The 24560-nt window shown below is 65.2% G+C and carries 18 protein-coding genes; 17 read left to right on the forward strand and 1 reads right to left on the reverse strand.

Annotated elements, in window-relative coordinates; all coding sequences use genetic code 11:
* The first annotated feature begins 38 nt into the window (after nt 1-38).
* The 5 genes from PI990_RS09390 (at nt 39) to PI990_RS09410 (ending at nt 6360) form a co-directional block, all read left to right on the forward strand.
* Nucleotides 39-2075: an NADPH-dependent 2,4-dienoyl-CoA reductase gene (locus tag PI990_RS09390; protein ID WP_184490680.1), complete on the forward strand. Its 2037-nt coding sequence runs from the start codon at nt 39-41 to the stop codon at nt 2073-2075.
* Nucleotides 2076-2198: 123 nt separating this feature from the next.
* Nucleotides 2199-2630: a nuclear transport factor 2 family protein gene (locus tag PI990_RS09395; RefSeq protein WP_271660452.1), complete on the forward strand. Its 432-nt coding sequence runs from the start codon at nt 2199-2201 to the stop codon at nt 2628-2630.
* A gap of 211 nt (nt 2631-2841) precedes the next feature.
* Complete coding sequence (locus PI990_RS09400) at nt 2842-4212, forward strand: chromosome partitioning protein ParA (protein WP_263403359.1); 1371 nt, start codon at nt 2842-2844, stop codon at nt 4210-4212.
* Between the two features lie 65 nt (nt 4213-4277).
* The gene (locus PI990_RS09405) at nt 4278-5249 is read left to right on the forward strand and encodes a 1-aminocyclopropane-1-carboxylate deaminase/D-cysteine desulfhydrase (RefSeq protein WP_271660453.1); all 972 of its coding nucleotides are present in this window, start codon (nt 4278-4280) and stop codon (nt 5247-5249) included.
* 4 nt (nt 5250-5253) lie between these two features.
* On the forward strand, nt 5254-6360 hold the full coding sequence (locus PI990_RS09410; RefSeq protein ID WP_271660454.1) for a cyclic nucleotide-binding domain-containing protein: 1107 nt from the start codon (nt 5254-5256) through the stop codon (nt 6358-6360).
* 159 nt (nt 6361-6519) lie between these two features.
* On the opposite strand, the gene PI990_RS09415 is transcribed toward PI990_RS09410, so the two are convergent.
* Entirely contained in the window at nt 6520-7464 is a 945-nt protein-coding gene (locus PI990_RS09415; RefSeq protein ID WP_271660455.1) for a DUF1853 family protein, read from the reverse strand.
* Nucleotides 7465-7558: 94 nt separating this feature from the next.
* Here PI990_RS09415 and PI990_RS09420 point away from each other — a divergent pair, with 94 nt between their 5' ends.
* From PI990_RS09420 to PI990_RS09475, 12 genes are all read left to right on the forward strand, one after another.
* On the forward strand, nt 7559-8446 hold the full coding sequence (locus PI990_RS09420; RefSeq protein WP_021217395.1) for an NAD(+) kinase: 888 nt from the start codon (nt 7559-7561) through the stop codon (nt 8444-8446).
* Nucleotides 8446-9420 carry a metallophosphoesterase gene (locus PI990_RS09425; protein ID WP_271660456.1) on the forward strand — a complete coding sequence of 325 codons (975 nt, stop codon included), beginning with the start codon at nt 8446-8448 and terminating at the stop codon, nt 9418-9420. The genes PI990_RS09420 and PI990_RS09425 overlap by 1 nt, the downstream gene beginning before the upstream one ends.
* Before the next feature lie 42 nt (nt 9421-9462).
* Nucleotides 9463-10812, forward strand: a complete 1350-nt coding sequence (locus PI990_RS09430) for an ATP-binding protein (RefSeq protein WP_184490686.1) — start codon at nt 9463-9465, stop codon at nt 10810-10812.
* On the forward strand, nt 10812-11294 hold the full coding sequence (locus PI990_RS09435; RefSeq protein ID WP_021217392.1) for a hypothetical protein: 483 nt from the start codon (nt 10812-10814) through the stop codon (nt 11292-11294). The genes PI990_RS09430 and PI990_RS09435 overlap by 1 nt, the downstream gene beginning before the upstream one ends.
* Nucleotides 11294-12217 (forward strand): tetratricopeptide repeat protein, encoded by a 924-nt coding sequence (locus PI990_RS09440; RefSeq protein ID WP_271660457.1) that lies wholly within the window; start codon nt 11294-11296, stop codon nt 12215-12217. The genes PI990_RS09435 and PI990_RS09440 overlap by 1 nt, the downstream gene beginning before the upstream one ends.
* Nucleotides 12218-12454: 237 nt before the next feature.
* The gene (locus tag PI990_RS09445) at nt 12455-12715 is read left to right on the forward strand and encodes a YeaC family protein (RefSeq protein WP_021217390.1); all 261 of its coding nucleotides are present in this window, start codon (nt 12455-12457) and stop codon (nt 12713-12715) included.
* Nucleotides 12716-12729: 14 nt separating this feature from the next.
* On the forward strand, nt 12730-13566 hold the full coding sequence (locus tag PI990_RS09450; protein WP_271661283.1) for a DUF2797 domain-containing protein: 837 nt from the start codon (nt 12730-12732) through the stop codon (nt 13564-13566).
* A gap of 76 nt (nt 13567-13642) precedes the next feature.
* Entirely contained in the window at nt 13643-16303 is a 2661-nt protein-coding gene (gene pepN, locus PI990_RS09455; RefSeq protein WP_271660458.1) for an aminopeptidase N, read from the forward strand.
* A 525-nt stretch (nt 16304-16828) separates the two neighbouring features.
* Nucleotides 16829-18796 (forward strand): DUF1302 domain-containing protein, encoded by a 1968-nt coding sequence (locus tag PI990_RS09460; protein ID WP_271660459.1) that lies wholly within the window; start codon nt 16829-16831, stop codon nt 18794-18796.
* A 58-nt stretch (nt 18797-18854) separates the two neighbouring features.
* Nucleotides 18855-20222, forward strand: a complete 1368-nt coding sequence (locus tag PI990_RS09465) for a DUF1329 domain-containing protein (protein WP_021217386.1) — start codon at nt 18855-18857, stop codon at nt 20220-20222.
* A gap of 200 nt (nt 20223-20422) precedes the next feature.
* On the forward strand, nt 20423-21508 hold the full coding sequence (locus PI990_RS09470) for a WD40/YVTN/BNR-like repeat-containing protein (RefSeq protein WP_271660460.1): 1086 nt from the start codon (nt 20423-20425) through the stop codon (nt 21506-21508).
* Nucleotides 21509-21526: 18 nt separating this feature from the next.
* On the forward strand, nt 21527-23902 hold the full coding sequence (locus PI990_RS09475) for an efflux RND transporter permease subunit (protein WP_021217384.1): 2376 nt from the start codon (nt 21527-21529) through the stop codon (nt 23900-23902).
* Nucleotides 23903-24560 lie beyond the last annotated feature (658 nt).

Consider the following 24560-nt stretch of genomic DNA (forward strand, 5'->3'; position numbering starts at 1 on the left):
GGCATTCCGTGAATGCAACGCCCGCTGTGGAGACATCCATGACCGCTTCCGCCTACCCGAACCTGCTCGCGCCCCTCGACCTGGGCTTCACCACCCTGCGCAACCGCACCCTGATGGGCTCCATGCACACCGGCCTGGAAGAGAAGCCCAACGGCTTCGAGCGCATGGCCGCCTACTTCGCCGAACGTGCCCGTGGCGGCGTCGGCCTGATGGTCACCGGCGGCATCGGCCCGAACGAGGAAGGTGGCGTCTACTCCGGTGCGGCCAAGCTGACCACCGAGGAAGAGGCCGAGAAGCACCGCGTCGTCACCCAGGCGGTGCACGAGGCGGGTGGCAAGATCTGCATGCAGATCCTCCACGCCGGCCGCTATGCCTATAGCCCCAAATCCGTCGCGCCGTCCGCCATCCAGGCACCGATCAACCCGTTCAAGCCCCGCGAGCTGGACGAGGAAGGCATCGAGAAGCAGATCCAGGACTTCGTCACCTGCTCGGTACTGGCGCAGAAGGCCGAATACGACGGCGTCGAGATCATGGGTTCCGAGGGCTACTTCATCAACCAGTTCCTCGCCGCCCATACCAACCAGCGCAACGACCGCTGGGGTGGCAGCTACGAGAACCGCATGCGCCTGCCGGTGGAGATCGTCCGCCGCGTGCGTGAGGCCGTGGGCCCGAACTTCATCATCATCTACCGCCTGTCGATGCTCGACCTGGTGGAAGGCGGCAGCACCTGGGAAGAGATCGTCATCCTGGCCAAGGCCATCGAAGCCGCGGGCGCCACCCTTATCAACACCGGTATCGGCTGGCACGAGGCACGCATCCCCACCATCGCCACCAAGGTGCCGCGCGCGGCCTTCACCAAGGTCACCGCCAAGCTCAAGGGCGAGGTGTCGATCCCGCTGATCACCACCAACCGTATCAACACCCCGGAAGTGGCCGAGCAGGTGCTCGCCGAAGGCGACGCCGACATGGTTTCCATGGCCCGCCCCTTCCTTGCCGACCCGGACTTCGTCAACAAGGCCGCCGAAGGCCGCGCCGACGAGATCAACACCTGCATCGGCTGCAACCAGGCCTGCCTGGATCACACCTTCGGCGGCAAGCTCACCAGCTGCCTGGTCAACCCGCGTGCCTGCCACGAGACCGAGCTCAATTACATCCCGGTCACCCAGGCCAGGAAGATCGCCGTGGTCGGTGCCGGCCCGGCGGGCCTGTCCGCCGCCACCGTGGCCGCCGAGCGTGGCCACCAGGTGACCCTGTTCGACGCCGCCGCCGAGATCGGTGGCCAGTTCAACGTCGCCAAGCGCGTGCCGGGCAAGGAAGAGTTCTATGAGACCCTGCGCTACTTCAAGCGCAAGCTGGAAACCACCGGCGTCGACCTGCGCCTGAACACCCGCGTCAGCGTCGATGACCTGGTCAAGGGCGGCTACGACGAGGTGCTCCTCGCCACCGGCATCGCCCCGCGCACCCCGGAAATCCCCGGTGTCGACAACCCCAAGGTGATCAGCTACCTGGACGCCATCCTGCAGCGCAAGCCGGTGGGCCAGAAGGTCGCGGTGATCGGCGCCGGCGGCATCGGCTTCGACGTCTCCGAGTTCATCACCCATGAAGGCGAGGCCACCAGCCAGAACCGCGACGCGTTCTGGAAGGAGTGGGGCATCGATGGTGACCTGGAAGCCCGTGGCGGCGTTGCCGGGATCAAGGCCCAGCCGCACCCGGCGGCCCGCCAGGTGTTCCTCCTGCAGCGCAAGAAATCCAAGGTCGGCGACGGCCTGGGCAAGACCACCGGCTGGATCCACCGCACCGGCCTGAAGAACAAGAACGTGCAGATGCTCAACGCGGTCGAGTACCTGAAGATCGACGATGCCGGCCTGCACATCCGCATCGCCGAAGGCGAGCCGCAGGTGCTGCCGGTGGACACCGTGGTCATCTGCGCCGGCCAGGACCCGCTGCGCGAGCTGCACGACGGCCTGGTCGCCGCCGGCCAGAGCGTGCACCTGATCGGCGGTGCCGATGTGGCGGCGGAGCTGGACGCCAAGCGCGCCATCAACCAGGGCTCGCGCCTCGCCGCCGAACTCTGATGGAAAGACGCCCCGCCTCGTGCGGGGCGTTCTCTTTAAGGGCATCTCTAAAAACGTAGGCGATGACAACGCAGGTAGTTTTTGAGGTGCCCTTTACAGGCTGACAAAAACAAGGAGTAGCTGATGTCCCTCGAAGCCCGATTGAATCCCGCCGTGGTCGCCAGCCTGCAGCGCTGGCACCAGTTCATCGCCAGCCAGGACCTGAGCCAGTTGCCCGAGCTGCTGCACCCGCAGGCGGTGTTCCGCTCGCCCATGGCGCACACGCCCTACCCGGGCGCGCAGGCGGTGAACCTGATCCTCAACACCGTGATCAAGGTGTTCGAGGACTTCGCCTACCACCGCGAACTGGCCAGCGCCGATGGCCTCAGCGTGGTGCTGGAGTTCAGTGCCCGGGTCGGTGAGCGCGAGCTGAAGGGCATCGACATGATCCGCTTCGACGAACAGGGCAAGATCGTCGATTTCGAGGTGATGATCCGCCCGATGAGCGGTCTCGCCGCCCTCGGCGAGGAGATGGGAAGGCGTCTGGCGCCCTATCTCGCCGCGATGAAAAGCTGAAAGTCTCCAACCCCATCACATTTTCACTGTGCGCCCGGTCCGCTCCCCGATGGGGGCGGGTCGAGTGCCAACCCAGTCACATTGCCCGTTGCGCTTTTTCCCCTAGACTCCGTGAATCAGGATGTACGCCTGTCTCCCAGGCGTAGCACCACCGACAGGAATGTCACCCGTCCCGCCCAGGGACTCACCGCGTTGGCCTAGAGGGAAACCGATGAGCATGCAGAACAAGCCGCAGATGGTTGAAGCCGTGCTGTTCTTCAATGAGCGTGGCGTCTGCAAGGAAATGCTCTTCCCCGAATTCGAGGCGATGCTCGACGGTGTGGTGAACATGCCCGAGTACGCCGATGAGCAGATGCGCCTGGCGTATGTGCTGATCAACCCCCGTTTGCTGGTCCGTTCCCTGGTGTTCTTCTACCTGGACTTCGATGAGAAGGGCCAGGCCGACACCGGCTGGAACATGCCCCTGCGTCACCTCGCCGAGCGCGCCGGCCGTGGCCCCGACCTGGGTGCCGGGCCGATCCGCCTCGCCTGCCGCAGCCAGTGCCCGGTGTCCTGGCACCAGATGCACATGTGGGACCCGAACCTGGCCCCGGGCAGCAATGACCTGGCCCTGGTCCGGGATACGGTCAAGCGCAACGGCCTCGGCCTGATGGTGGAGGACGACCAGCCCCAGGCGGTCGAGCCCCAGCGCCTGCAGATGGCCCCCGAAGACAAGTGGTACGCGCCGCCGGATGCGTCCGCCGAAGTGGCCGAGCAACTGGCGCAGAAGCTGGAGCAGGAACATCGCCTGAAGACCGCGCAGCTGATCAAGCAGCAGCGCCTGCGCATCGCCAGCCTCGGCCAGCAGAACGAAGAGGCTTTGGCCAAATACCGCCTCTCCGCCGAAGAACAGGCGCGCAGCCTGCAGGAGCAGATCCAGGGCCTGCAGCAGAACCTGCGTCAGCAGGAAGAACTCAACGCCGACCTCAAGCGCCAGCTGCTCACCCAGACCGACGGCTTCCAGAAGTCCCGCGAGGAAATGAGCCAGCAGCTGCGTGCGCTGGAGCGTCACGGCCGCACCGAGGTGGACATCCTGCGCTCGCAGTTCGACAGCGAGATGCAGGCCAAGATCGCCGCTGCGGTGATGGACTACAAGGAGCAGATCGCCATCCGCGATGTCGAGCTCGCCTACCGCAACGAGCTGGACGCCCAGCTGCAGCAGGAGATCGACCGCCTCAAGCAGGAACGCGAGCAACTGGTGAACCAGGGGGGCGACCAGATCCTCGAGCGCCTGGCCCGTCTCGGCGTGGTCTTCGTGGTCTATCACCCGGGCGCCGGGCACCTGACCATCCCGCTGCAGGATGTCGCCCGCTACCAGGACAACCCGCTGGCCTACGCGGCGTCCAAGTGCTTCGTCTCCGAAGCCCAGTACCGCCAGTGGCTGACCCACTACCAGCAACCCACCTGCGAAGCGGCCCTGCCCAGCGGCGAGCGTTGCTCCATGCCCATCGACCGGGTGGATTCGCCCAGCCGCTTCGTCGCCGGTGATTCCAACTGCTGCGCGCGCCACAAGGCCAGCAGCCGCCTGCGCACCGTCAGTTGATCTCGCGGCGGGGCGGCGCCTGCCGTATCCTGCCGCTCTTCACCGCTCCGTTGCCGGACTCCGCCTTGCCCCTTCGCTTGCCCGACTGGACGCCCAGCGCCAGCCTCGACCCCATCCGTCTCGATTGGCTCGACCGCGCGTCGGTGAGCCTCGCTTTATTGCGCCTGGAGCGCATCGACCCGCTGGTGAGCGGCAACAAGTGGTTCAAGCTGGCGCCCCACCTGGCCCGTGCTGCCGAACAGGGCGCCGAGGGCGTGATCAGCCTGGGCGGCGCCCATTCCAATCACCTGCATGCCCTGGCGGCGGCGGGGCGGCGTTTCGGTTTCCCCTGTGTCGGTTTGCTGCGTGGCGAACCCGTGGAGACGCCGACGGTGAGCGACCTGCGCGAGCTGGGCATGGAATTGCACTGGCTCGGCTATGGCGGTTACCGCGCACGTAACCTGCCGGGGTTCTGGGAGCCCTGGACGGCGCGCTATCCGGGCTTCGTCCAGGTGCCCGAAGGGGGCGGCGGCCTGCCGGGCGCCCTGGGCTGCGCACCGCTGGTGACGATGATCAACCAACAATTGCCGAGCCTCGGCTGGGATGACTACGACGCGCTCTGGCTGGCGGCCGGCACCGGCACCACCCTGGCCGGCCTGGTGCTGGGGGAGAGCGGGCGCCACCCGGTGTTCGGTGCCCTGGCGGTGCCGCCCGACCATGGCGTCGCCGAGCAGGTGCGGGCGTTGCTGGCTGAGGCCGGCGCCACCGATACCGGCTATCGGTTGCTGGACGCCAGCCGTGGCGGTTTCGCCCGGGTGGATGCCGAGCTGGCGACGGCGCTGTTCGACTTCGAGGCCCGCACCGGCATCGAGCTGGACCCGCTCTACACCGCCAAGGCGTTAATAGCGTTGCGCCAGTACGTGGAGGCCGGTTACCTTGCCGCCGGCAGTCGCGTGATCATGTTGCATACCGGTGGCCTGCAAGGCCGTCGAGCCATGTTGCCGCGCCTGTTGCAACTGGCTGGCTACACTGCCACCTCAGCTGATTCCTCAGGATGATGGGATGACCGAACCGCTCAATCCGGACCAACTGCGCAGCCTGACGCCGCTCAATGCCTTGTCCGAGCAGCAGTGGCGCGAGCTGCGCAGCCAGCTGGTACCGCAGCCGCTGCTCGCCGGCCAGGCCCTGTTCCGCCGGGGCGACCAGGCGCGGCTGACCTATTACCTGCTGGCCGGTGAACTGCAGCTGCGCGATGCCGATGGCAGCGAGCAGCGCCTGGTCGCCGGCAGCGAAGCCAGCTGCCATCCGCTGTCCCCCAGCCTGCCGCGCCTGCAGGAAGCCCTGGCGCTGACCGAAGTCAGCGTGCTGGCCATCGACAGCGCCACCCTGGCGCGCCTGATCACCTGGCGCTCGGCTTACCAGGATCTGCTCCTGCAACTGGACCCGGACGGCGACCAGGAATGGCTGGAGCGCCTGCTGGAGAACCCGCTGTTCGCCAAGGTGCCGCCGGCCAACGTGCAGGAGATGGTGGCGCGCCTGCAGCGCGTCGAGATGCCCGCCGGCAGCGAAGTGCTGCGCGAGGGCGAAGCGGGGGATTGCTGCTACTTCCTGCAATCGGGCCGCGCCGAGGTGATCCGTGGTGCCGGCAGCGAGCATCAGGTGCTCGCCGAGCTGGAAGTGGGTGCCTGCTTCGGCGAGGAGGCGTTGCTCTCCGACCGGCCGCGCAACGCCACCGTCACCCTGCTCGAAGACGGCGTGGTGCTGCGCCTGGATCGCCAGGACTTCTTTGCCCTGCTCAAGGCGCCTGTGGTGGACGAAGTCTCCCTCGGCGAGGCGTCGCGTCTGCTGGCCGCTGGCGGCCAATGGCTGGATGTGCGCCTGCAGGACGAATACGAACGCGCCCATGCCCCCCAGGCGCTGAACATGCCCCTGCACCTGCTGCGCCTGAAGGCGCGCCTGCTCGACCGCGAGAAGGCCTACCTGTGCTACTGCGACAGCGGCAAGCGCAGCGCCAGCGCGTTGTTCCTCCTCTCCCAACTGGGCTTCAAGGCCTATGCCCTGCGCGATGGCCTGGATGCGCTTCCCGCCGTGCAGCGCGATGCCTTGCTCTGTGAAGACGGCGCCGGCTATCTGGCCCGTTCCGGCGGGCGGACCGAGCGCAGCCGGTAAACCCGGCTTGGGCTCACCTCTTCGCGAATGAATTCGCTCCCACGGGTGCAGGCCGGGCTCGCTTGCCGCAGGAGCGAGCTCTGCTCGCGAATAGCTGTCGGGTTGCTCCTGGCCTACATACTGGCAAGCTTCCAGCTTCCAGCTTCCAGCTTCTCGCTCTCAGCCTCCCACCGTCTGCGGCCAACGATCGCTGACCAGGAACACCCGCTCCCGCTCTTCCCATCGTTCCCCCGCATCCTCCAGGCTTACCAGCATGCGCGCGGGAGCGTCTGCGGGGAGTTCCAGCAGCCAGTGCTCCAACCGCTCGCGAGGCCAGAGGTCCGCAGGTCCGCACAGCGCGGGCGCCAGCCAGGATTGGCGCTCCAGGGGTTGCCAGACGGCCTCGGTGCTTTGAGCGAGAAAGTCGGTGATGTCGCTGCGTCGCAGCCAGCGTCCATGCAGGTGCTCGCCGTGGGCACCCAGGGGGGCGGTGCAGTCACCGGGCCAGGGGTAGAAGAGGTAGCCGCCTAGCCACAGTTCGGCGCTGGCCGGCCAGGCGCCGAGCTCCTCCAGCAGCGGGCGGCATTCCGGGTTGGAGGAGAGTGGCAGCTGGTGCTGGGCGAGGTGTTCCAGCTTGAGGTCGAGGCGGTCCAGGCTACCCGGGCCGAGCCACTGCGCGGCGTTCTCGCCCTGGCCGTGGCGTGGCCCCAGGTAGAGCTTGATGGCCAGCTCCAGGTGGTGGACGCCTTCCTCATCCTGCAGCAGCAGGTCCAGTTCGCCGAGGGTCTGGCCGGCCACCCGCACCGGCAGGTTGGCACCCAGCAGGCGGATGCCTGGTGCCCGGGCCAGGGCGAATTGCCAGAGGCGCTCGTAGTAGAGGCCGAGGCGCCGGCTGGAGCCCTGGCTCAGCCAGTGCTCCAGCTCGGCGGGCGCGGCGTCCTGCTGTTCCAGCCAGGCCACCAGGCGCGCCGGCTCGGCGGCCCAGGTGCTGGCGCTGAGCGGGTGGCGCTGGCACCAGGGCGCCTGGGCCAGCAGGGGCGGCGACAGCAGCACCCAGGCCAGGTCACGCACGACGTTCTGGCGCAAATGGCGGGGCAGGGCGGCGAGGGCGGCGAAGGGATGCATGCTGCGAGCATAGTCGAGGCTGGTTTGCCGCTGTCACGGGCTTTCGCCCATAATCCGAGCATTCCACCCCGTTGCAGAGCCCTGCTGGAGCCCCATGGAGCAATTCCGCAATATCGGCATCATCGGTCGCCTGGGCAGCCCCCATGTGCTCGATACCATCCGCCGCCTGAAACGATTCCTGCTGGACCGCCACCTGCATGTGATCCTCGAAGACACCATCGCCGAAGTCCTCCCGGGCCACGGCCTGCAGACCTCCTCGCGAAAAATCCTCGGTGAGGTCTGCGACATGGTCATCGTGGTCGGTGGTGACGGCAGCATGCTCGGCGCCGCCCGCGCCCTGGCCCGCCACAACGTGCCGGTACTGGGCATCAACCGCGGCAGCCTGGGCTTCCTCACCGACATCAAGCCGGACGAACTGGAGATCAAGGTCGCCGAGGTGCTCGACGGCCAGTACCTGGTGGAGAGCCGCTTCCTGCTGGAGGCCGAAGTACGCCGCCACGGCGAGGCCATCGGCCAGGGCGACGCGCTCAACGACGTGGTGCTGCACCCCGGCAAGTCGACCAAGATGATCGAATTCGAGCTGCACATCGATGGCCAGTTCGTCTGCAGCCAGAAGGCCGACGGCCTGATCGTCGCCACGCCCACCGGCTCCACCGCCTACGCGCTGTCCGCCGGCGGGCCGATCATGCACCCGAAGCTGGATGCCATCGGCGTGGTGCCCATGTACCCGCACACCCTGTCCAGCCGCCCGATAGTGGTCGACAGCAACAGCGAACTGAAGATCGTGGTCTCGCCGGACATGCAGATCTACCCGCTGATTTCCTGCGACGGCCAGAACCACTTCACCTGCGCCCCCGGCGACACCATCACGGTGGCCAAGAAGCCGCAGAAGCTGCGCCTGATCCACCCGCTGGACCACAACTACTACGAGGTCTGCCGCACCAAGCTGGGGTGGGGCAGCCGCCTGGGTGGTGGCGACTGATGAACCTCGATGCCGTGCGCGGCTACGACCTGATCGGCGATGTGCACGGCTGCGCGCACACCCTGGAGCGTTTGCTCGATCGCCTCGGTTACCGCAAACACGGCGATGTCTGGCAGCACCCTCGGCGCATGGCGCTGTTCCTCGGCGACATCATCGACCGCGGCCCGCGCATCCGCGAGGCGCTGCACCTGGTCCACGCCATGGTCGAGGCCGGGCAGGCGCGCTGCATCATGGGCAACCACGAGTTCAATGCCATCGGCTGGAGTACCCCGGCGACGCCTGGCAGCGGGCGCCAGTTCGTCCATGAGCACACGCCGCGCCACGCACGCTTGCTCAAGGAGACCCTGGAACAGTTCGAAGGCCACCCGGGCGACTGGCGTGACTTCCTCGGCTGGTTCCAGGAGCTGCCGCTGTTCATCGACGGCGGTCACTTCCGCATGGTTCACGCCTGCTGGGACAACGAGCTGATCGAGCCGCTGCGCGCCCTGCACCCCGATGGTCGGGTCGACGAAGCCTTCATCAAGGCCGCCGCCGAGCGTGGCAGCTTCGCTTTCCGCGTGTTCAACCGCTTGCTGCGCGGCACCGACATGCCCTTGCCCAGTGGCATGACCCTGACCGGCAGCGACGGCTTCACCCGCTCGGTGTTCCGCACCAAGTTCTGGGAGGAAGACCCGCAGACCTACGGCGATGTGGTCTTCCAGCCCGATGCGTTGCCCGAGCAGGTGGCCCGCCAACCGCTCTCGGCGGCGCAGAAGTCCGCGCTGCTCAATTACGGCGCCGACGAGCCGCTGCTGTTCGTCGGTCATTACTGGCGCCGGGGCCGCCCGGCACCGATCCGCCCCAATCTCGCCTGCCTCGACTACAGCGCGGTGATGTACGGCAAGCTGGTGGCCTACCGGCTGGATGCCGAAACCCGGCTGGACCCGGACAAGTTCGTCTGGGTCGAGGTGGAGCGCCCGGAAGCGCCGCATTGAGCGGCGCCCGCCCTGAATCGTTCAATGGAGTCCTCGCGCACTATGGATGACGCGACACTGGTTCAACTGGAGGCGGCGCTGTCCGCCTCGCCCGACAACGACGCACTGCTGGGGCTGCTGCTGCCGGCCTGGATCGAGCGCAACGAATGCGTCCGGGGCATGGCCTTCCTGCCCGAGGGGCTCGCCGCACGGCTCGATGCCACGTCGCTGCGCCAGCAAGCTGCGCGCCTGTGCCTGGGGGCCGGTGAGGCCGAGCGGGCATTGGCCCTGCTGGGCGGTGACGAGCCGGCCGAGCGCCTGCTGCGCGCCCGTGCCCTGGCCGACCTGGAGCGCCGCGAAGAAGGCCTGCGCGAGTACCGCGCCGCCGTCGAGGCCAGCCCGGCGCTGGAGGACGTCGCCCTGCAGCGTCGCCTCAGCGCCTCGGTGGTGGACTTCCGCGGCGGCGAGGGGCGCCCGCGCCTGCGGGTCATCTCCAACGACGACACCGACAAGGCCGAGACCACCCGCCTGCTAACGCCGAACGCCGAGACCCTGACCTTCGACGATGTCGGCGGCCTCGACGAGCTGAAGAAGACCATCCACAAGAAGATCATCCTGCCGTACCAGAAGCCGGGGCTGTTCCAGCGCTTCCGCAAGCGTGTCGGCGGCGGCATCCTGCTCTACGGTCCGCCGGGCTGCGGCAAGACCATGCTGGCCCGCGCCACGGCGGGGGAGTGCAAGGCCACCTTCCTCAACGTCGCCATTTCCGACGTGCTGGACATGTACATCGGCGAGTCCGAGCGCAAGCTCCACGCCCTGTTCGAGGAAGCCCGGGCCAAGGCGCCGGCGGTGCTGTTCTTCGATGAGGTGGAGGCCCTGGGCGGGCGCCGCACCAACACCCGCGAAGCCACCTCGTCCAAGCTGGTGAGCCAGTTCCTCACCGAGATGGACGGCTTCGCCCAGTCCAACCACGGTGTGCTGATCCTCGCCGCCACCAACGTGCCCTGGTCGGTGGATGCCGCCTTCCGCCGTCCCGGTCGTTTCGACCGGGTGCTGTTCGTGCCGCCGCCGGACCGCTCCGCACGTGCCAGCCTGCTGCGCATGCTGATGGCTGATCGACCCAGCGAAGGGGATATCGACTACGAGTTCCTCGCCCGCAGCACCTCGGGCTTCTCCGGCGCCGACCTGCGCGAGCTGGTGGAGACGGCGGTGGACGAGGCGATCGAGGAATCCATCGCCGAAGGCCGCGAGCAGCCGGTGACCGACCGCCACCTCAAGGCGGCCCTCAAGGAGGTGCGCGCCACCACCCTGGAATGGCTGACCACCGCGCGAAACTACGCGCGCTATTCCAACGAGGGCGGCCAGTACGACGAGGTGCTGGCCTTCCTCGACAAGCACGGCAAGGGGCGCTGATGGACAACCGCAACCTCTATCGGCTGGACGATGAGCCCCGCCCCGGCGCCCTGGCGCGCCTGGCGGTGGAGCCACTGTGGCCCTTGCTGGGCCTGATGCTGGGCGGCGCCTGGCTGGGCCTGCCCTGGTTCGTGCTCAACGGCATGGCCGTGGGCAGCCCGACACGTGTCCGTGAGGCGGCACTGGCCGCCATCGGCCTGCTGGGCAGCCTGGGCCTGGCCTTCGGCCTGCTCTACCTGTGGCAGGGCGGCATCCTTGACAAGGGCAGCCTGCAGTACGCGATGCTGGTGCTGGTGGTGTGGAAGCTGGCCATCGGCTACGCGCTGTTCGTCATGCAGGCCTCCACCATCGAGCTCTACCAGTACTACGGCGGCGTGCTCAATCGCTTCGGCCTGCCGGTGGTCCTGCTGGGCGCCTTCTTCCTGCGTGGAATGGTGCTCAACCTGCTGCCCTTCACCCTCTGGTTCCTGGTGCTCAGCTGATGAACGAAACCAACCTGCTGCACCTGGCTTATCAGCGCCTGCAAAGCGGCCATGCCGAGGGTGCGATCAACAGCCTGCGACAACTACTCAGCGATGACCCGGAGCACGCCGAGGCCCATGCGTTGCTCGCCCTGTGCCTGCTGCTGATGCGCCGTGCCTACGCCGCCGAGCGCGAAGCCGGGTTGGCCCTGGCCGCTGACCCGCAACTGGAATTCGCCCATTACGTTGCGGCCCGTGTGGCCATGGCGCGGCGGCGCTTCAAGCTGGCCGAGAAGCACCTGGACCAGGTGTTGGAGATGAACCCCCAGGAAGCCGGCTACCACCTGGCCCGTGCCGAGCTCGCCGACCTGATGGGCCGTCGCGCCCAGCAACTACCCAGCCTGCAGCGGGCCCTGGAGCTGGCGCCGGACAACCCCGACTGCCTGGCCGCCCTGGCCCACTACCATCGCCTGCGCGGCGAGGTGGAACCGGCGGAGCGCTACGCCCGCGAGGCGCTGCAACTGCGCGCCGACCACCCTGGTGCCATCGTCACCATGGGCCACCTGCTGCTGCGCCGGGGTGACCTGCAAGGTGCGCGGGAGCATGCGATCTGGGCCCTGCGCGAGAACGCCAACGACGTTGCCGCGCTCTACCTGATGTCCGCCGTCAAGGCGCGCAGCAACCCCTTCATGGGGCTCTGGTGGCGCTACAACTCGTGGATGTCCGAGCTGGGGCCGACCCGTTCGATCATCGTGCTGCTGGGCATGTTCGTGCTTTACCGGGTGGTGGTGATCGCCAGCAACCAGCATGGCCACGAGACGCTGGCCCAGGCCATCGAATGGGTCTGGCTGGGCTTCGTGGTGTACAGCTTCGCCGGGCCGCAGATCTTCCGCCGCTCGCTGGAGACGGAACTGGAGCAGGTGAAGCTGTCACGCGACTTCTAGGACTCGCACAAAAAGTGCCTGCGCTCGGTGATGCGGCGTTGAAATTGCCCTCAGAATGCTCATTTACAGCACGTAAACTGCGCTTCTTCGGCCAATTTCGCCTTGCCTGACCTTCGCTCGGCGACTTTTTGTACGAGTCCCTTCTTTAGGTGTTGGCGCTCTGACCGGCGTCGATGCGCAACACCGGCAGTGTCGCTAGAATGTGCGCTCGTTTTCGCCGCCCTTCAGGAAACCGCCGTGTCCGATTTCGCCAAGCTAATCAGCAACATCACCGAGGATGTCTACCAGAGCCTCAAGCTCGCCGTGGAGATCGGCAAGTGGTCCGACGGCCGCAAGCTGACCCAGGAGCAGAAGGAGCTCAGCCTGCAGGCGGTCATCGCCTGGGAGCTGAAGAACCTGCCGGAGGAAGAGCGCACCGGCTACATGGGCCCGCAGGAGTGCGGCTCCAAGTCCGAGAAGATCGAGAACATCCTGTTCAAATCCGACTCGATCCACTGATGAGCGAGTCCACCATGCAGGAACTGGGGCGCGGTGCGCTGAGCAAGATGTCGGCGCAACTGGGGTCCCCGGTCGTGCAGTACGCCTTCCGCCTGGGCGATGAACAGGTGGCGGTCAACCCGCTGCTGGGCCGGCGCATCCGCCTGGAGTTCCTCGGCGCCATCCATTGCTCCCATTGCGGGCGCAAGACCAAGAAGAGCTTCGCCCAGGGCTATTGCTACCCCTGCTTCACCAAGCTGGCGCAGTGCGACAGCTGCATCATGAGTCCGGAACGCTGCCACTACGACGCCGGTACCTGCCGCGAGCCGGCGTGGGGCGAGTCGTTCTGCATGACCGACCACGTGGTCTACCTGGCCAACTCCTCGGGCATCAAGGTGGGGATCACCCGTGCCACCCAGGTGCCGACCCGCTGGATCGACCAGGGTGCCCGCCAGGCGCTGCCCATCATGCGCGTCGCCACCCGCCAGCAGTCCGGCCTGGTGGAGGACCTGCTGCGCAGTCAGGTGGCCGATCGCACCAACTGGCGCGCCTTGCTCAAGGGCGAGGCCGAGGCGCTGGACCTGCCCGCGGTGCGTGAGGCGATATTCGAGGCCTGCGATGCCGGCATCCTGGCGCTGCAGCAGCGCTTCGGCCTGCAGGCGGTGCAGAAGATCGAGGACATCGAGCCGCTGGAGATCAGCTACCCCGTCGAGGCCTACCCGACCAAGGTGGTGAGCCTCGATCTGGACAAGACGCCGGTGGTGGAGGGTACCCTGCGCGGTATCAAGGGCCAGTACCTGATCCTCGACACCGGGGTCATCAACATCCGCAAGTTCACGGCCTACCAGGTGGTGGCGAGCTGCGAGTCGTAAGGCTGCACCGCCCCGCCCGGCAGGGTCACACACCGCAGCCGGGGCATGGCGCCCGGGCTGCCTCGGAGAGGCAAGCATGCGAACCGAACAACCGAAAGTCATCCACCTCAAGGACTATCAGGCGCCGGACTACCTGATCGACGAGACCACCCTGACCTTCGAGCTGCACGAGGACCACACCCTGGTCCACGCCCAGCTGGTGATGCGCCGCAACCCGGAGCGCGCCAACGGCAGCCTGCCCGCGCTGGTGCTGGACGGCCAGCAGCTGGAGCTGCTGGCGCTGTCCATGGACGACCGTGAGCTCGGCGCCGCCGACTACCAGCTGACCGACAGCCACCTGACCCTGCAGCCCGTCGCCGACGCCTTCACCCTCGACAGCACGGTGCGCATCCACCCCGAGAGCAACACCGCGCTGGAAGGCCTGTACAAGTCCGGCAGCATGTTCTGCACCCAGTGCGAGGCCGAGGGCTTCCGCAAGATCACCTACTACCTCGACCGCCCGGACGTGATGAGCACGTTCACCACCACCCTGAGCGCCGAACAGCATCGCTACCCGGTGCTGCTGTCCAACGGCAACCCGGTGGCCAGCGGAGCGGAGGAGGGCGGTCGCCACTGGGCGACCTGGGAAGACCCGTTCAAGAAGCCGGCCTACCTGTTCGCCCTGGTGGCTGGCGACCTCTGGTGCGTGGAGGACGTCTTCACCACCATGAGCCAGCGTGAAGTCACCCTGCGCATCTACGTCGAGCCGGAGAACGTCGACAAGGTGCAGCACGCCATGGACAGCCTGAAGAAGTCCATGCGCTGGGACGAGGAGGTCTACGGCCGCGAGTACGACCTGGACATCTTCATGATCGTCGCGGTCAACGACTTCAACATGGGCGCCATGGAGAACAAGGGGCTCAACATCTTCAATTCCAGCTGCGTGCTGGCCAGGGCGGAAACCGCCACCGACGCCGCCCATCAGCGAGTCGAGGCCGTAGTGGCCCACGAGTACTTCCACAACTGGTCGGGCAACCGCGTCACCTGCCGCGACTGGTTCCAGCTGTCGCTGAAGGAAGGTTTCACCGTGTTCCGCGACGCGGAGTTCTCCGCCGACATGAACTCGCGCACGGTCAAGCGTGTCGAGGACGTAGCTTTCCTTCGCACCCACCAGTTCGCCGAGGACGCCGGCCCCATGGCCCACCCGGTGCGCCCGGACTCGTTCATCGAGATTTCCAACTTCTACACCCTGACCGTCTACGAGAAGGGTTCGGAAGTGGTACGCATGATCCACACCCTGCTGGGCGCCGAAGGCTTCCGCAAGGGCTCCGATCTGTACTTCGAGCGCCACGACGGCCAGGCCGTGACCTGTGATGACTTCATCAAGGCCATGGAGGACGCCAACGGCGTCGACCTCACCCAGTTCAAGCGCTGGTACAGCCAGGCCGGCACCCCGCGCCTCGCCGTCGAGGAAGCCTTCGACGCCGCCGCCAAGACCTACAGCCTGACCTTCCGCCAGAGCTGCCCGGCCACCCCCGGCCAGACCGAGAAGCTGCCCTTCGTCATCCCCGTGGAACTGGGCCTGCTGGACGCGACGGGCAGCGACCTGCCGCTGCGCCTCGCCGGCGAAGACAAGGCCCAGGGCGGCAACCGGGTGCTCTCGGTGACCGAGGCCGAGCAGACCTTCACCTTCGTCGACATCGCCGAGAAGCCGCTGCCCTCGCTGCTGCGTGGGCTGTCCGCCCCGGTGAAGCTGAGCTTCCCCTATGGCCGCGACCAACTGATGTTCCTCATGCAGCACGACAGCGACGGGTTCAACCGCTGGGATGCGGGCCAGCAGCTCTCCGTGCAGGTGCTGCAGGAGCTGATCGGCCAGCACCAGCGTGGCGAGGCCCTGGCGCTGGATACCCGCCTGCTGCATGCCTTCCGCACCCTGCTGGAGGACGAATCGCTGGACCAGGCGATGGTCGCCGAGATGCTCTCGCTGCCCAGCGAGGCGTACCTGACCGAGATCAGCGAGGTGGCCGACGTCGATGCCATCCACGCCGCCCGCGAGTTCACCCGTCGTTCGATCAGTGACGCGTTGTTCCCGCAGCTGCTGGCGCGCTACCAGGCCAATCGCGCCCTCTCGCGGGAGACACCCTATGTCGCCTCCGCCGAGCATTTCGCCCGTCGCGCCCTGCAGAACATCGCGCTGTCCTACCTGATGCTCAGCGGCAAGGCCGAGATCCTCGACGCCTGCCTGGAGCAGTTCGAAGCCTGCGACAACATGACCGAACGCCTCACCGCGCTCTCGGTACTGGTCAATTCCAGCTTCGAGGAGGAGAAGGCCAAGGCCCTGGCGAGCTTCGCTGACCACTTCAAGGACAACCCGCTGGTGATGGACCAGTGGTTCAGCGTCCAGGCCGGCAGCACCCTGCCAGGTGGCCTGGAGCGGGTGCAGGCGCTGATGGGCCACAAGGCCTTCACCCTGAAGAACCCCAACAAGGTGCGCGCGCTGATCGGGGCCTTTGCCAACCAGAACCTGGTGAACTTCCACCGGGCCGATGGTGCCGGCTATCGCTTCCTCGCCGACCACGTCATCACCCTCAACGCGCTGAACCCGCAGATCGCCTCGCGCCAGCTGGCGCCGCTGACCCGCTGGCGCAAGTACGACGAGGCGCGGCAAAAGCTGATGCGCGCCGAGCTGGAACGCATCCTCGCCTCCGGCGAACTGTCCAGCGACGTCTATGAAGTGCTGAGCAAGAGCCTGGCCTGACCCCTCCCGGAACCACGCTCGTGGTTCCGCTGCCGTTTCCCTGGCGTCAACAAGTGTTACTGGCAATCTGCCGGTAACACTTTTTTGTTACTCAAAGGAATATCCCCTCGAACGTTGAGGCGTAAATGGCCTGTTCCGTGGCATTTCCTGCTTGACGGGGTGATCGAGGTATGAGCGCGCAAGCGCTATAGGTGTGGTTTTGAGTGACAAATCGAGCCAGCTTGTAGGACAAAATCGGCCGATTCGTCGGTTTTGATCAGTGGATGATCAGTCACTCGTTTGAAAATTATCTGGCCCTTCGTTCAGAAAAATATAACGCCCCGGAAATGTGCACTTGGCACCATGGTTGCAGGTCTCGACGCCGTTCCAGGCCCTTTCAATGCGAGCAATCGCTGGAGGGCGCGGTTCAGACGCGTTGGGGCCAGCCCCACGCCACTAACAAGGTCGCTCGAGCGGCTGAACAGCGTCCCTGCCAGACGGGGCCGTAATAACAAATGAATGATCTGTCCACGGAGTAAAGTCTCGATGGAACTCAAGTCCCGCAAGCCCCTGTTGCGCTTCGCGCCGGCCAAGGCCGGTTTCGCCCTCGCCGGTCTCCTGCCCCTGATGTGCGCCGTCCAGGCCCAGGCGGTCGAATTCAGCTTCGCCGACGATGAGATCAGCGGTTCCATCGACACCACCGTCTCCTACGGTCAACTGTGGCGCGTCCAGGGCCAGGACAAGACCAACAACGACATCAACACCAACGACGGCAACCGCAACTTCGACACTGGCCTGGTTTCCGAGGTGTACAAGATCACTTCCGACCTGGAAGCGACCTACAAGAACTACGGTCTGTTCGTCCGCGGCACCGCTTTCTATGACACCCAGATCATGGACAAGCGCAACGACTATTACGACAACAACAGCCCGCGCCAGCCCAGCCAGAACTATCCGAATGATGACAGCTTCACTCACGGCACCCGCCACAAGGCCGGTCGCGATGCGCAGATCCTCGATGCCTATGTCTATGGCAACTGGGATGTAGCGGACATGCCGCTGACTGCTCGTTTCGGTAAGCAGGTATTCAACTGGGGTGAGGGCATCTTCTACCGCGGCGGCATCAACACCACCAACCCGGTCGATGCTGCGAAATTCCGCCTTCCGGGCTCTGAGCTGAAAGAGGTTCTGGTGCCGGTCGAAGCGTTGAGCTTCAACTTGGGCCTGACCGACAACCTGTCGATGGAAACCTTCTACCAGTTCAACTGGAAGGAAACCGCTGTCGATCCGGTCGGTACCTACTTCTCCGAGACCGATCTTTTTGCAGAGGGCGGAGATCAGGCATATACCACCAGTACTGCTCTGATTCCTGCGTTCGCCGGCTATAACAACATTGCGGGTAACGCGACCCTTGCCGGGCTTACTGGCCTTGGCCGTGGTCCGAACGGCCGCAACAGCTTCATGGATGCCTCGACTGGCGTATTCAAGGTGGCGAACGTTGGGTCCGACCTGAATGCCAAGAATGATGGTCAGTATGGCGTTGCCTTCCGCTATATCGCCGAAGAGCTCAACTCCAGCGAGTTTGGTTTCTATTTCGTCAACTATCACACCAAAGAGCCGCAAATCGCCGTCGATTTCGAAGGGTATCAGGGCGTCAATATGACGACTCTCGGCGGCATTGCAGGCGCGAACGCTGGTGCTATTGCAACTCTCGACGCTGCTAGTAACGCAGTGGCTCGCCGTGAGTACGTAGAAGACGTTCGCATGTACGGTTTCAGCTTTAACACCACTATCGGTGATGCATCCGTATTCGGTGAGTTGGCCTATCGTCCGAACATGCCCATCGGCATCAGCACCACCAACGATATTCTTGGCGACCTGCTGGGGCAGGGTGTGACTGGTCAAACCAACCTGTATAACGGCGCAGTTCCGGGCTCTCAGGCTTGTGCGCGTGTTTCGGGTGGGCAAATGTGCCGTGGCAGCGTCTTCCACAACTATGAGCGTGTAGAGGCGTTTAACACCTCGCTCGGCACCATCTACAACTTCGGGCCTTCTCTGAGCTTCGATTCCCTGATTGGTGTGGCTGAACTGGCATCCGAGCACATTCGTGGCAGCAGCCTGAAATACATGGGCTTCAACCCGCTGACAGGTGGTCTGCAGGAACGTACCTATGCTGGGCGCGCTAACAACTCCTATGTTTCCGGCTTCGGTAACGAAGACCAGATCGACCGTGACTCGTACGGTTACACCCTGGTTCTTTCTGGTACATGGAACGATGTATACGCCGGCGTGAACGTGTCTCCGTTCGCCATCTACAAAGACGACTTCCAAGGCAACTCCCACCAGACCGGCAACTTCATCGAAGGTCGCAAGGCCTACACCGTCGGCCTCAAGGCGAGCTACCTGAACAGCCTGGAAGGCGAGATCCAGTACACCGAGTTCTATGGCGCCGGCCAGAACAACTCCAGCCGCGATCGCGACAATATCGGCGTCAACGTCAAGTACTCCTTCTAACTAGAAAGAATGCGGGCACCTGCGGGTGCCCGCCGCTGAACCCTCACGGAGAACCAACATGCTGAAAAAGCTTTCGCTGGTTGGCGCGGCAGTCGCGTTCGCACTGTCCGCCGGTAGCGCACTGGCCGCGGTGTCGGCTCAGGAAGCCGCCAAGCTGGGCACTAGCCTGACCCCCTTCGGTGCCGAGAAGGCCGGCAACGCTGCCGGCACCATTCCGGCCTGGACCGGTGGCATCACCCAGGCCCCGGCCGGTTACAAGGCAGGCCAGCACCATGTCGATCCGTTCCCGGAAGACAAGCCGCTGTTCACCATCACCAAGGCCAACCTGGACCAGTACAAGGCCAACCTGACCCCCGGTCAGATCGCCCTGTTCAACGCCTACCCGACCACCTTCCAGATGCCGATCTACCCGACCCGTCGTTCCGGTTCGGCGCCGCAGTGGGTGTATGACAACACCGTCAAGAACGCCACCACCGCCAAGCTGCTGGATGGCGGCAACGGCTTCGCCGACGCCTACGGCGGCATCCCGTTCCCGATCCCGCAGAACGGTGTCGAGGCGCTGTGGAACCACATCGTTCGCTACCGCGGTTCCTACATCGTGCGTCGCGCCTCCGAAGTGGCCGTGCAGCGCAACGGCGACTACTCGCTGGTCACCTCGCAGCAGGAAGCCCTGTTCAAGTACTACAACCCGAAAGGTTCGTACGCCGACCTGAACAACATCCTGTTCTACTACCTGTCCTTCACCAAGAGCCCGGCACGCCTGGCCGGTGGCGCGGTACTGGTACACGAGACCCTGGACCAGGTGAAGGAGCCGCGTCAGGCCTGGGGCTACAACGCCGGCCAGCGCCGCGTTCGCCGTGCGCCTAACCTGGCCTACGACACCCCGATCGCTGCCGCCGACGGCCTGCGCACCGCCGACGACACCGACATGTTCAACGGTGCCCCGGATCGCTACGACTGGAAACTGGTGGGCAAGAAGGAAATCTACATCCCGTACAACAACTACAAGGTCTCCAGCCCTGAAGTTAAGTACAAGGACCTGCTGCAGCCCGGCCACCTGAACCCGGCCGTGACCCGCAACGAACTGCACCGCGTGTGGGTCGTCGAGGGCACGCTGAAGTCCGGCGCCCGCCACATCTACTCCAAGCGCACCCTGTTCCTCGACGAGGACAGCTGGCAAGCTGCCGTGGTCGACCAGTACGACGGTCGTGGCGAGCTGTGGCGCGTATCGATGGCCTACCTGAAGAACTACTACGACCTGCCGACCACCTGGTCCGCGCTGGACGTGTTCCATGACCTTCAGGCCCGTCGTTACCACGTGCAGAACCTGGACAACGAAGAACCGACCACCATCGACTTCACCCAGGCCATCCCGGACGACGGCTACTTCAAGCCTTCGGCACTGCGTCGCCGCGGTACCCGATAAGGGATTCGCAGCGTGATCGAAAGGCCGCTACCCAGGTAGCGGCCTTTTTGCTATCAGGGCTTCTGATAAGGCCTCAATCACGCGGGTTTGCCTTAACAAAACATAACGTCCAGCCGATTGTCAGGGCTTTCCAAAGCTGGATAGCATAGGCGGCCTGCCAAAAGGCAAGGTCCACCTATAACAATAAGGGGGAAAGGTGTATGAGTGAGCCCGTCCTGCGGCGCACCCAGTCCGGTCATGACGTGCAGTCCCTGGCGCAACCGGCGTTCCGCTTCCACTCGCCGCTGGCCAAAGCGCTCTCGCTGTTCAGTGTGCTCTCCGTCCTGACTCTCGGTGCCGCGCCTCTCGCGCAAGCCGCCGAATCAGCACCCGTGTTCTCCATCGAATCGCCCAAGGCGGCGAGCAGCCTGCTGCTGGATATCGCCCATGCGGGCAAACGCCTGGTCGCCGTCGGTGACCGTGGCCACATCCTTTACTCCGACGACGACGGCAAAAGCTGGACCCAGGCCAAGGTGCCGACCCGGCAGATGCTGACCGCCGTCTATTTCGTCGACGACAACAAGGGCTGGGCCGTCGGCCACGACGCGCAGATCCTCGCCAGCGAAGACGGTGGCGCCACCTGGACCCAGCAGTTCGAAGACCTGGAGCGTGAGGCTCCTCTTCTCGATGTCTGGTTCAAGGACGCCAACACCGGCTTCGCCGTCGGCTCCTACGGCGCCCTGCTGGCCACCGAAGACGGTGGCAAGAACTGGGAAGACGTCAGCGACCGCCTGGACAACGAAGACCAGTACCACATCAACGCCATCACCGCGGTGAAGGACTCCGGTCTGTTCATCGTCGGCGAAATGGGCAGCATGTTCCGCTCGCCCGACTGGGGCCAGACCTGGGAGCGCCTCGAAGGCCCCTACGAGGGTTCCCTGTTCGGCGCCACCGGCACCAACGAGCCGGGCGTGGTCGTCGCCTATGGCCTGCGCGGCCACCTGTTCCGCTCCGCCGACTTCGGCAAGACCTGGGAAACCATCGCACTCAAGAATGCCCGTGGCGGCACCCTCGAGTTCGGCCTTTCCGGCGGCACCCTGCTCGATGACGGCACCCTGCTGGTGGTCGGCCATGGTGGCAGCGTCCTGAAGAGCACCGATGCCGGTCGCACCTTCAGCGTGGTCAACCGTTCCGATCGCCTGTCGCTGGCCAGCGCCACCGCAGATACCAAAGGCAACCTGATCCTGGTGGGACAGGGCGGAGCGCGCGTCGCCTCGCCGACTGGCGCCGAGCTGGGCCAACAATAACAAGCCGGGGGAGTTTCGATGAGTAACCATCACCAGGACAAGGCGACCTTCCTGGAACGCCTGATCTTCAACAACCGGCCGGCCGTGATCGTCATCTGCCTGCTGGTCAGCATCTTCCTCTTCTGGCAGGCCACCCAGGTGCGCCCGTCCACCAGCTTCGAGAAGATGATCCCGCTGCACCACCCCTTCATCCAGAAGATGATGGAGCACCGCAACGACCTGGCGAACCTGGGCAACACCGTGCGCATCTCGGTGGAAGCCAAGGACGGGGACATCTTCAGCAAGGAGTACATGGACACCCTGCGTCAGATCCACGACGAGGTGTTCTACATTCCCGGCGTCGACCGTTCCGGCCTGAAGTCCCTGTGGAGCCCCAGCGTGCGCTGGACCGAGGTCACCGAGGAAGGCTTCGCCGGTGGCGAGGTGATCCCGCAGACCTACGACGGTTCCGACGACAGCCTCGACGAGCTGCGCAACAACGTGCTCAAGTCGGGCCAGATCGGCCGCCTGGTGGCCAACAACTTCAAATCCAGCATCGTCGACGTGCCGCTGCTCGAGTCCTACCCGGACCCGAACGACCAGGGCAAGCTGCTGAAGCTCGACTACCGCCAGTTCTCCCATGAGCTGGAAGCCAAGATCCGCGACAAGTACCAGGCCCAGAACCCCAATGTGCAGGTGCACATCGTCGGTTTCGCCAAGAAGGTCGGTGACCTGATCGACGGCCTGATCATGGTCGTGGCCTTCTTCGGTATCGCCTTCCTCACCACCCTGGTGCTGCTGTACTGGTTCACCTGGTGTATCCGCAGCACCATCGCCGTGCTCTCCACCACCCTGGTGGCGGTGATCTGGCAGCTGGGCCTGATGCACTCGGTAGGCTTCGGTCTCGACCCCTACTCGATGCTGGTGCCGTTCCTGATCTTCGCCATCGGCATCTCCCACGGGGTGCAGAAGATCAACGGTATCGCCCTGCAATCCAGTGATGCGGACAACGCCTTGACCGCTGCGCGGCGTACCTTCCGCCAGCTGTTCCTGCCGGGCATGATCGCCATCCTGGCCGACGCCGTGGGCTTCATCACCCTGCTGATCATCGACATCGGCGTGATCCGCGAGCTGGCCATCGGCGCCTCCATCGGTGTGGCGGTGATCGTGTTCACCAACCTCATCCTGCTGCCGGTCGCCATCTCCTATGTCGGCATCAGCAAGAAGGCCATCGAGCGCAGCAAGAAGGACGCGACCCGTGAACACCCGTTCTGGCGCCTGCTGTCCAACTTCGCCCATCCGGTGGTGGCCCCGATCTCCGTGGTCATCGCCCTGGTCGCCTTCGGTGGTGGCCTCTGGTACGGCCAGAACCTGAAGATCGGCGACCTCGACCAGGGCGCGCCGGAACTGCGTCCTGACTCGCGCTACAACAAGGACAACAACTTCATCATCAGCAACTACTCGACCAGCTCCGACGTGCTCGTGGTGATGGTCAAGACCAAGCCGGAAGGCTGCTCCACGCACGAAGCGCTGGCGCCGATCGACGAGCTGATGTGGACGATGGAGAACACCCAGGGCGTGCAATCCGCCATTTCGATGGTCACCGTTTCCAAGCAGGTGATCAAAGGGATGAACGAAGGCAACCTGAAGTGGGAAACCCTGTCGCGCAACCAGGACGTGCTGAACAACTCCATCAGCCGTGCCGATGGCCTGTACAACACCGACTGCTCCCTGGCGCCGGTACTGGTGTTCCTCAACGACCACAAGGCCGAGACCCTGCAGCGCGCGGTCAAGGCGGTGGAAGGCTTTGCCAAGGAGCACAACAAGGAAGGGCTGGAATTCATGCTCGCCGCCGGTAACGCCGGCATCGAAGCGGCCACCAACGAGGTGATCGCCCAGTCCGAGCTGACCATCCTGATCCTGGTGTACATCTGCGTGGCGGTGATGTGCCTGATCACCTTCCGCTCCGTCGCCGCGACCATCTGCATCGTGCTGCCGCTGATCCTCACCTCGGTGCTGGGTAACGCGCTGATGGCCTTCCTCGGCATCGGCGTGAAGGTGGCGACCCTGCCGGTGGTGGCGCTGGGTGTGGGTATCGGTGTCGACTACGGCATCTACATCTACAGCCGCCTGGAAAGCTTCCTGCGTGCCGGCCTGCCGCTGCAAGAGGCCTATTACCAGACGCTGAAGTCCACCGGTAAGGCCGTACTCTTCACCGGCCTGTGCCTGGCCATCGGCGTGGCGACCTGGATGTTCTCGGCGATCAAGTTCCAGGCCGACATGGGCCTGATGCTGACCTTCATGTTCATCGTCAACATGTTCGGTGCGCTCTGGCTGCTGCCTGCCCTGGCACGCTTCCTGATCCGCCCCGAGAAGCTGGCGGGCAAGACCGGCGGTTCGCTGCTGGCCCACTAAGCCTCAAGGCAATGAAAGAACCGCGGCCCAGGCCGCGGTTTTTTTATGGGCGATCGACTACCCGCAAACCACGCGTACAACCCTGTAGGGGCAAGCCTGTAGGGGCGACTTCAGTCGCCCAGCAACCCCAAGGGTTGCCGCTCCATTGGGGGCGGGTGAAATCCGAAAGGGGTCGTCCCAACACGCGGGTTCCACCCGCCCTACGCGAATGCCCTCGGCACCGTAGCCCGGGAGTGCGGCCCACACCTTCCCCGCGCTGAAGCACGGGCTACGAGGCGGTCACAGGTTTTAGGTGGGTCGGGTGCAACCCGACAGGCTTGGCACGAGATTTCGGCGGGTTCCACCCGCCCTACGCGAACACACCCGGCACCGTAGCCCGGGCTTCAGCCCGGGAGCGCAGCCCCGCCTTCCCCGCGCTGAAGCACGGGCTACGAGGCAGTCACAGGTTTTAGGTAGGTCGGGTGCAACCCGACAGGCCTGGCACGAGATTTCGGTGGGTTCCACCCGCCTTACGCGAATACACCCGGCACCGTAGCCCGGGCTTCAGCCCGGGAGCGCAGCCCACACCTTCCCCGCGCTGAAGCACGGGCTACGAGGCAGTCACAGGTTTGTAGGTCGGATGCAACCCGACAGGGTTCGGCACGAGGCTCCGGCGGGT

This window comes from Pseudomonas sp. TUM22785 (assembly GCF_028198105.1).
Classification (GTDB): Bacteria; Pseudomonadota; Gammaproteobacteria; order Pseudomonadales; family Pseudomonadaceae; genus Metapseudomonas; species Metapseudomonas solani.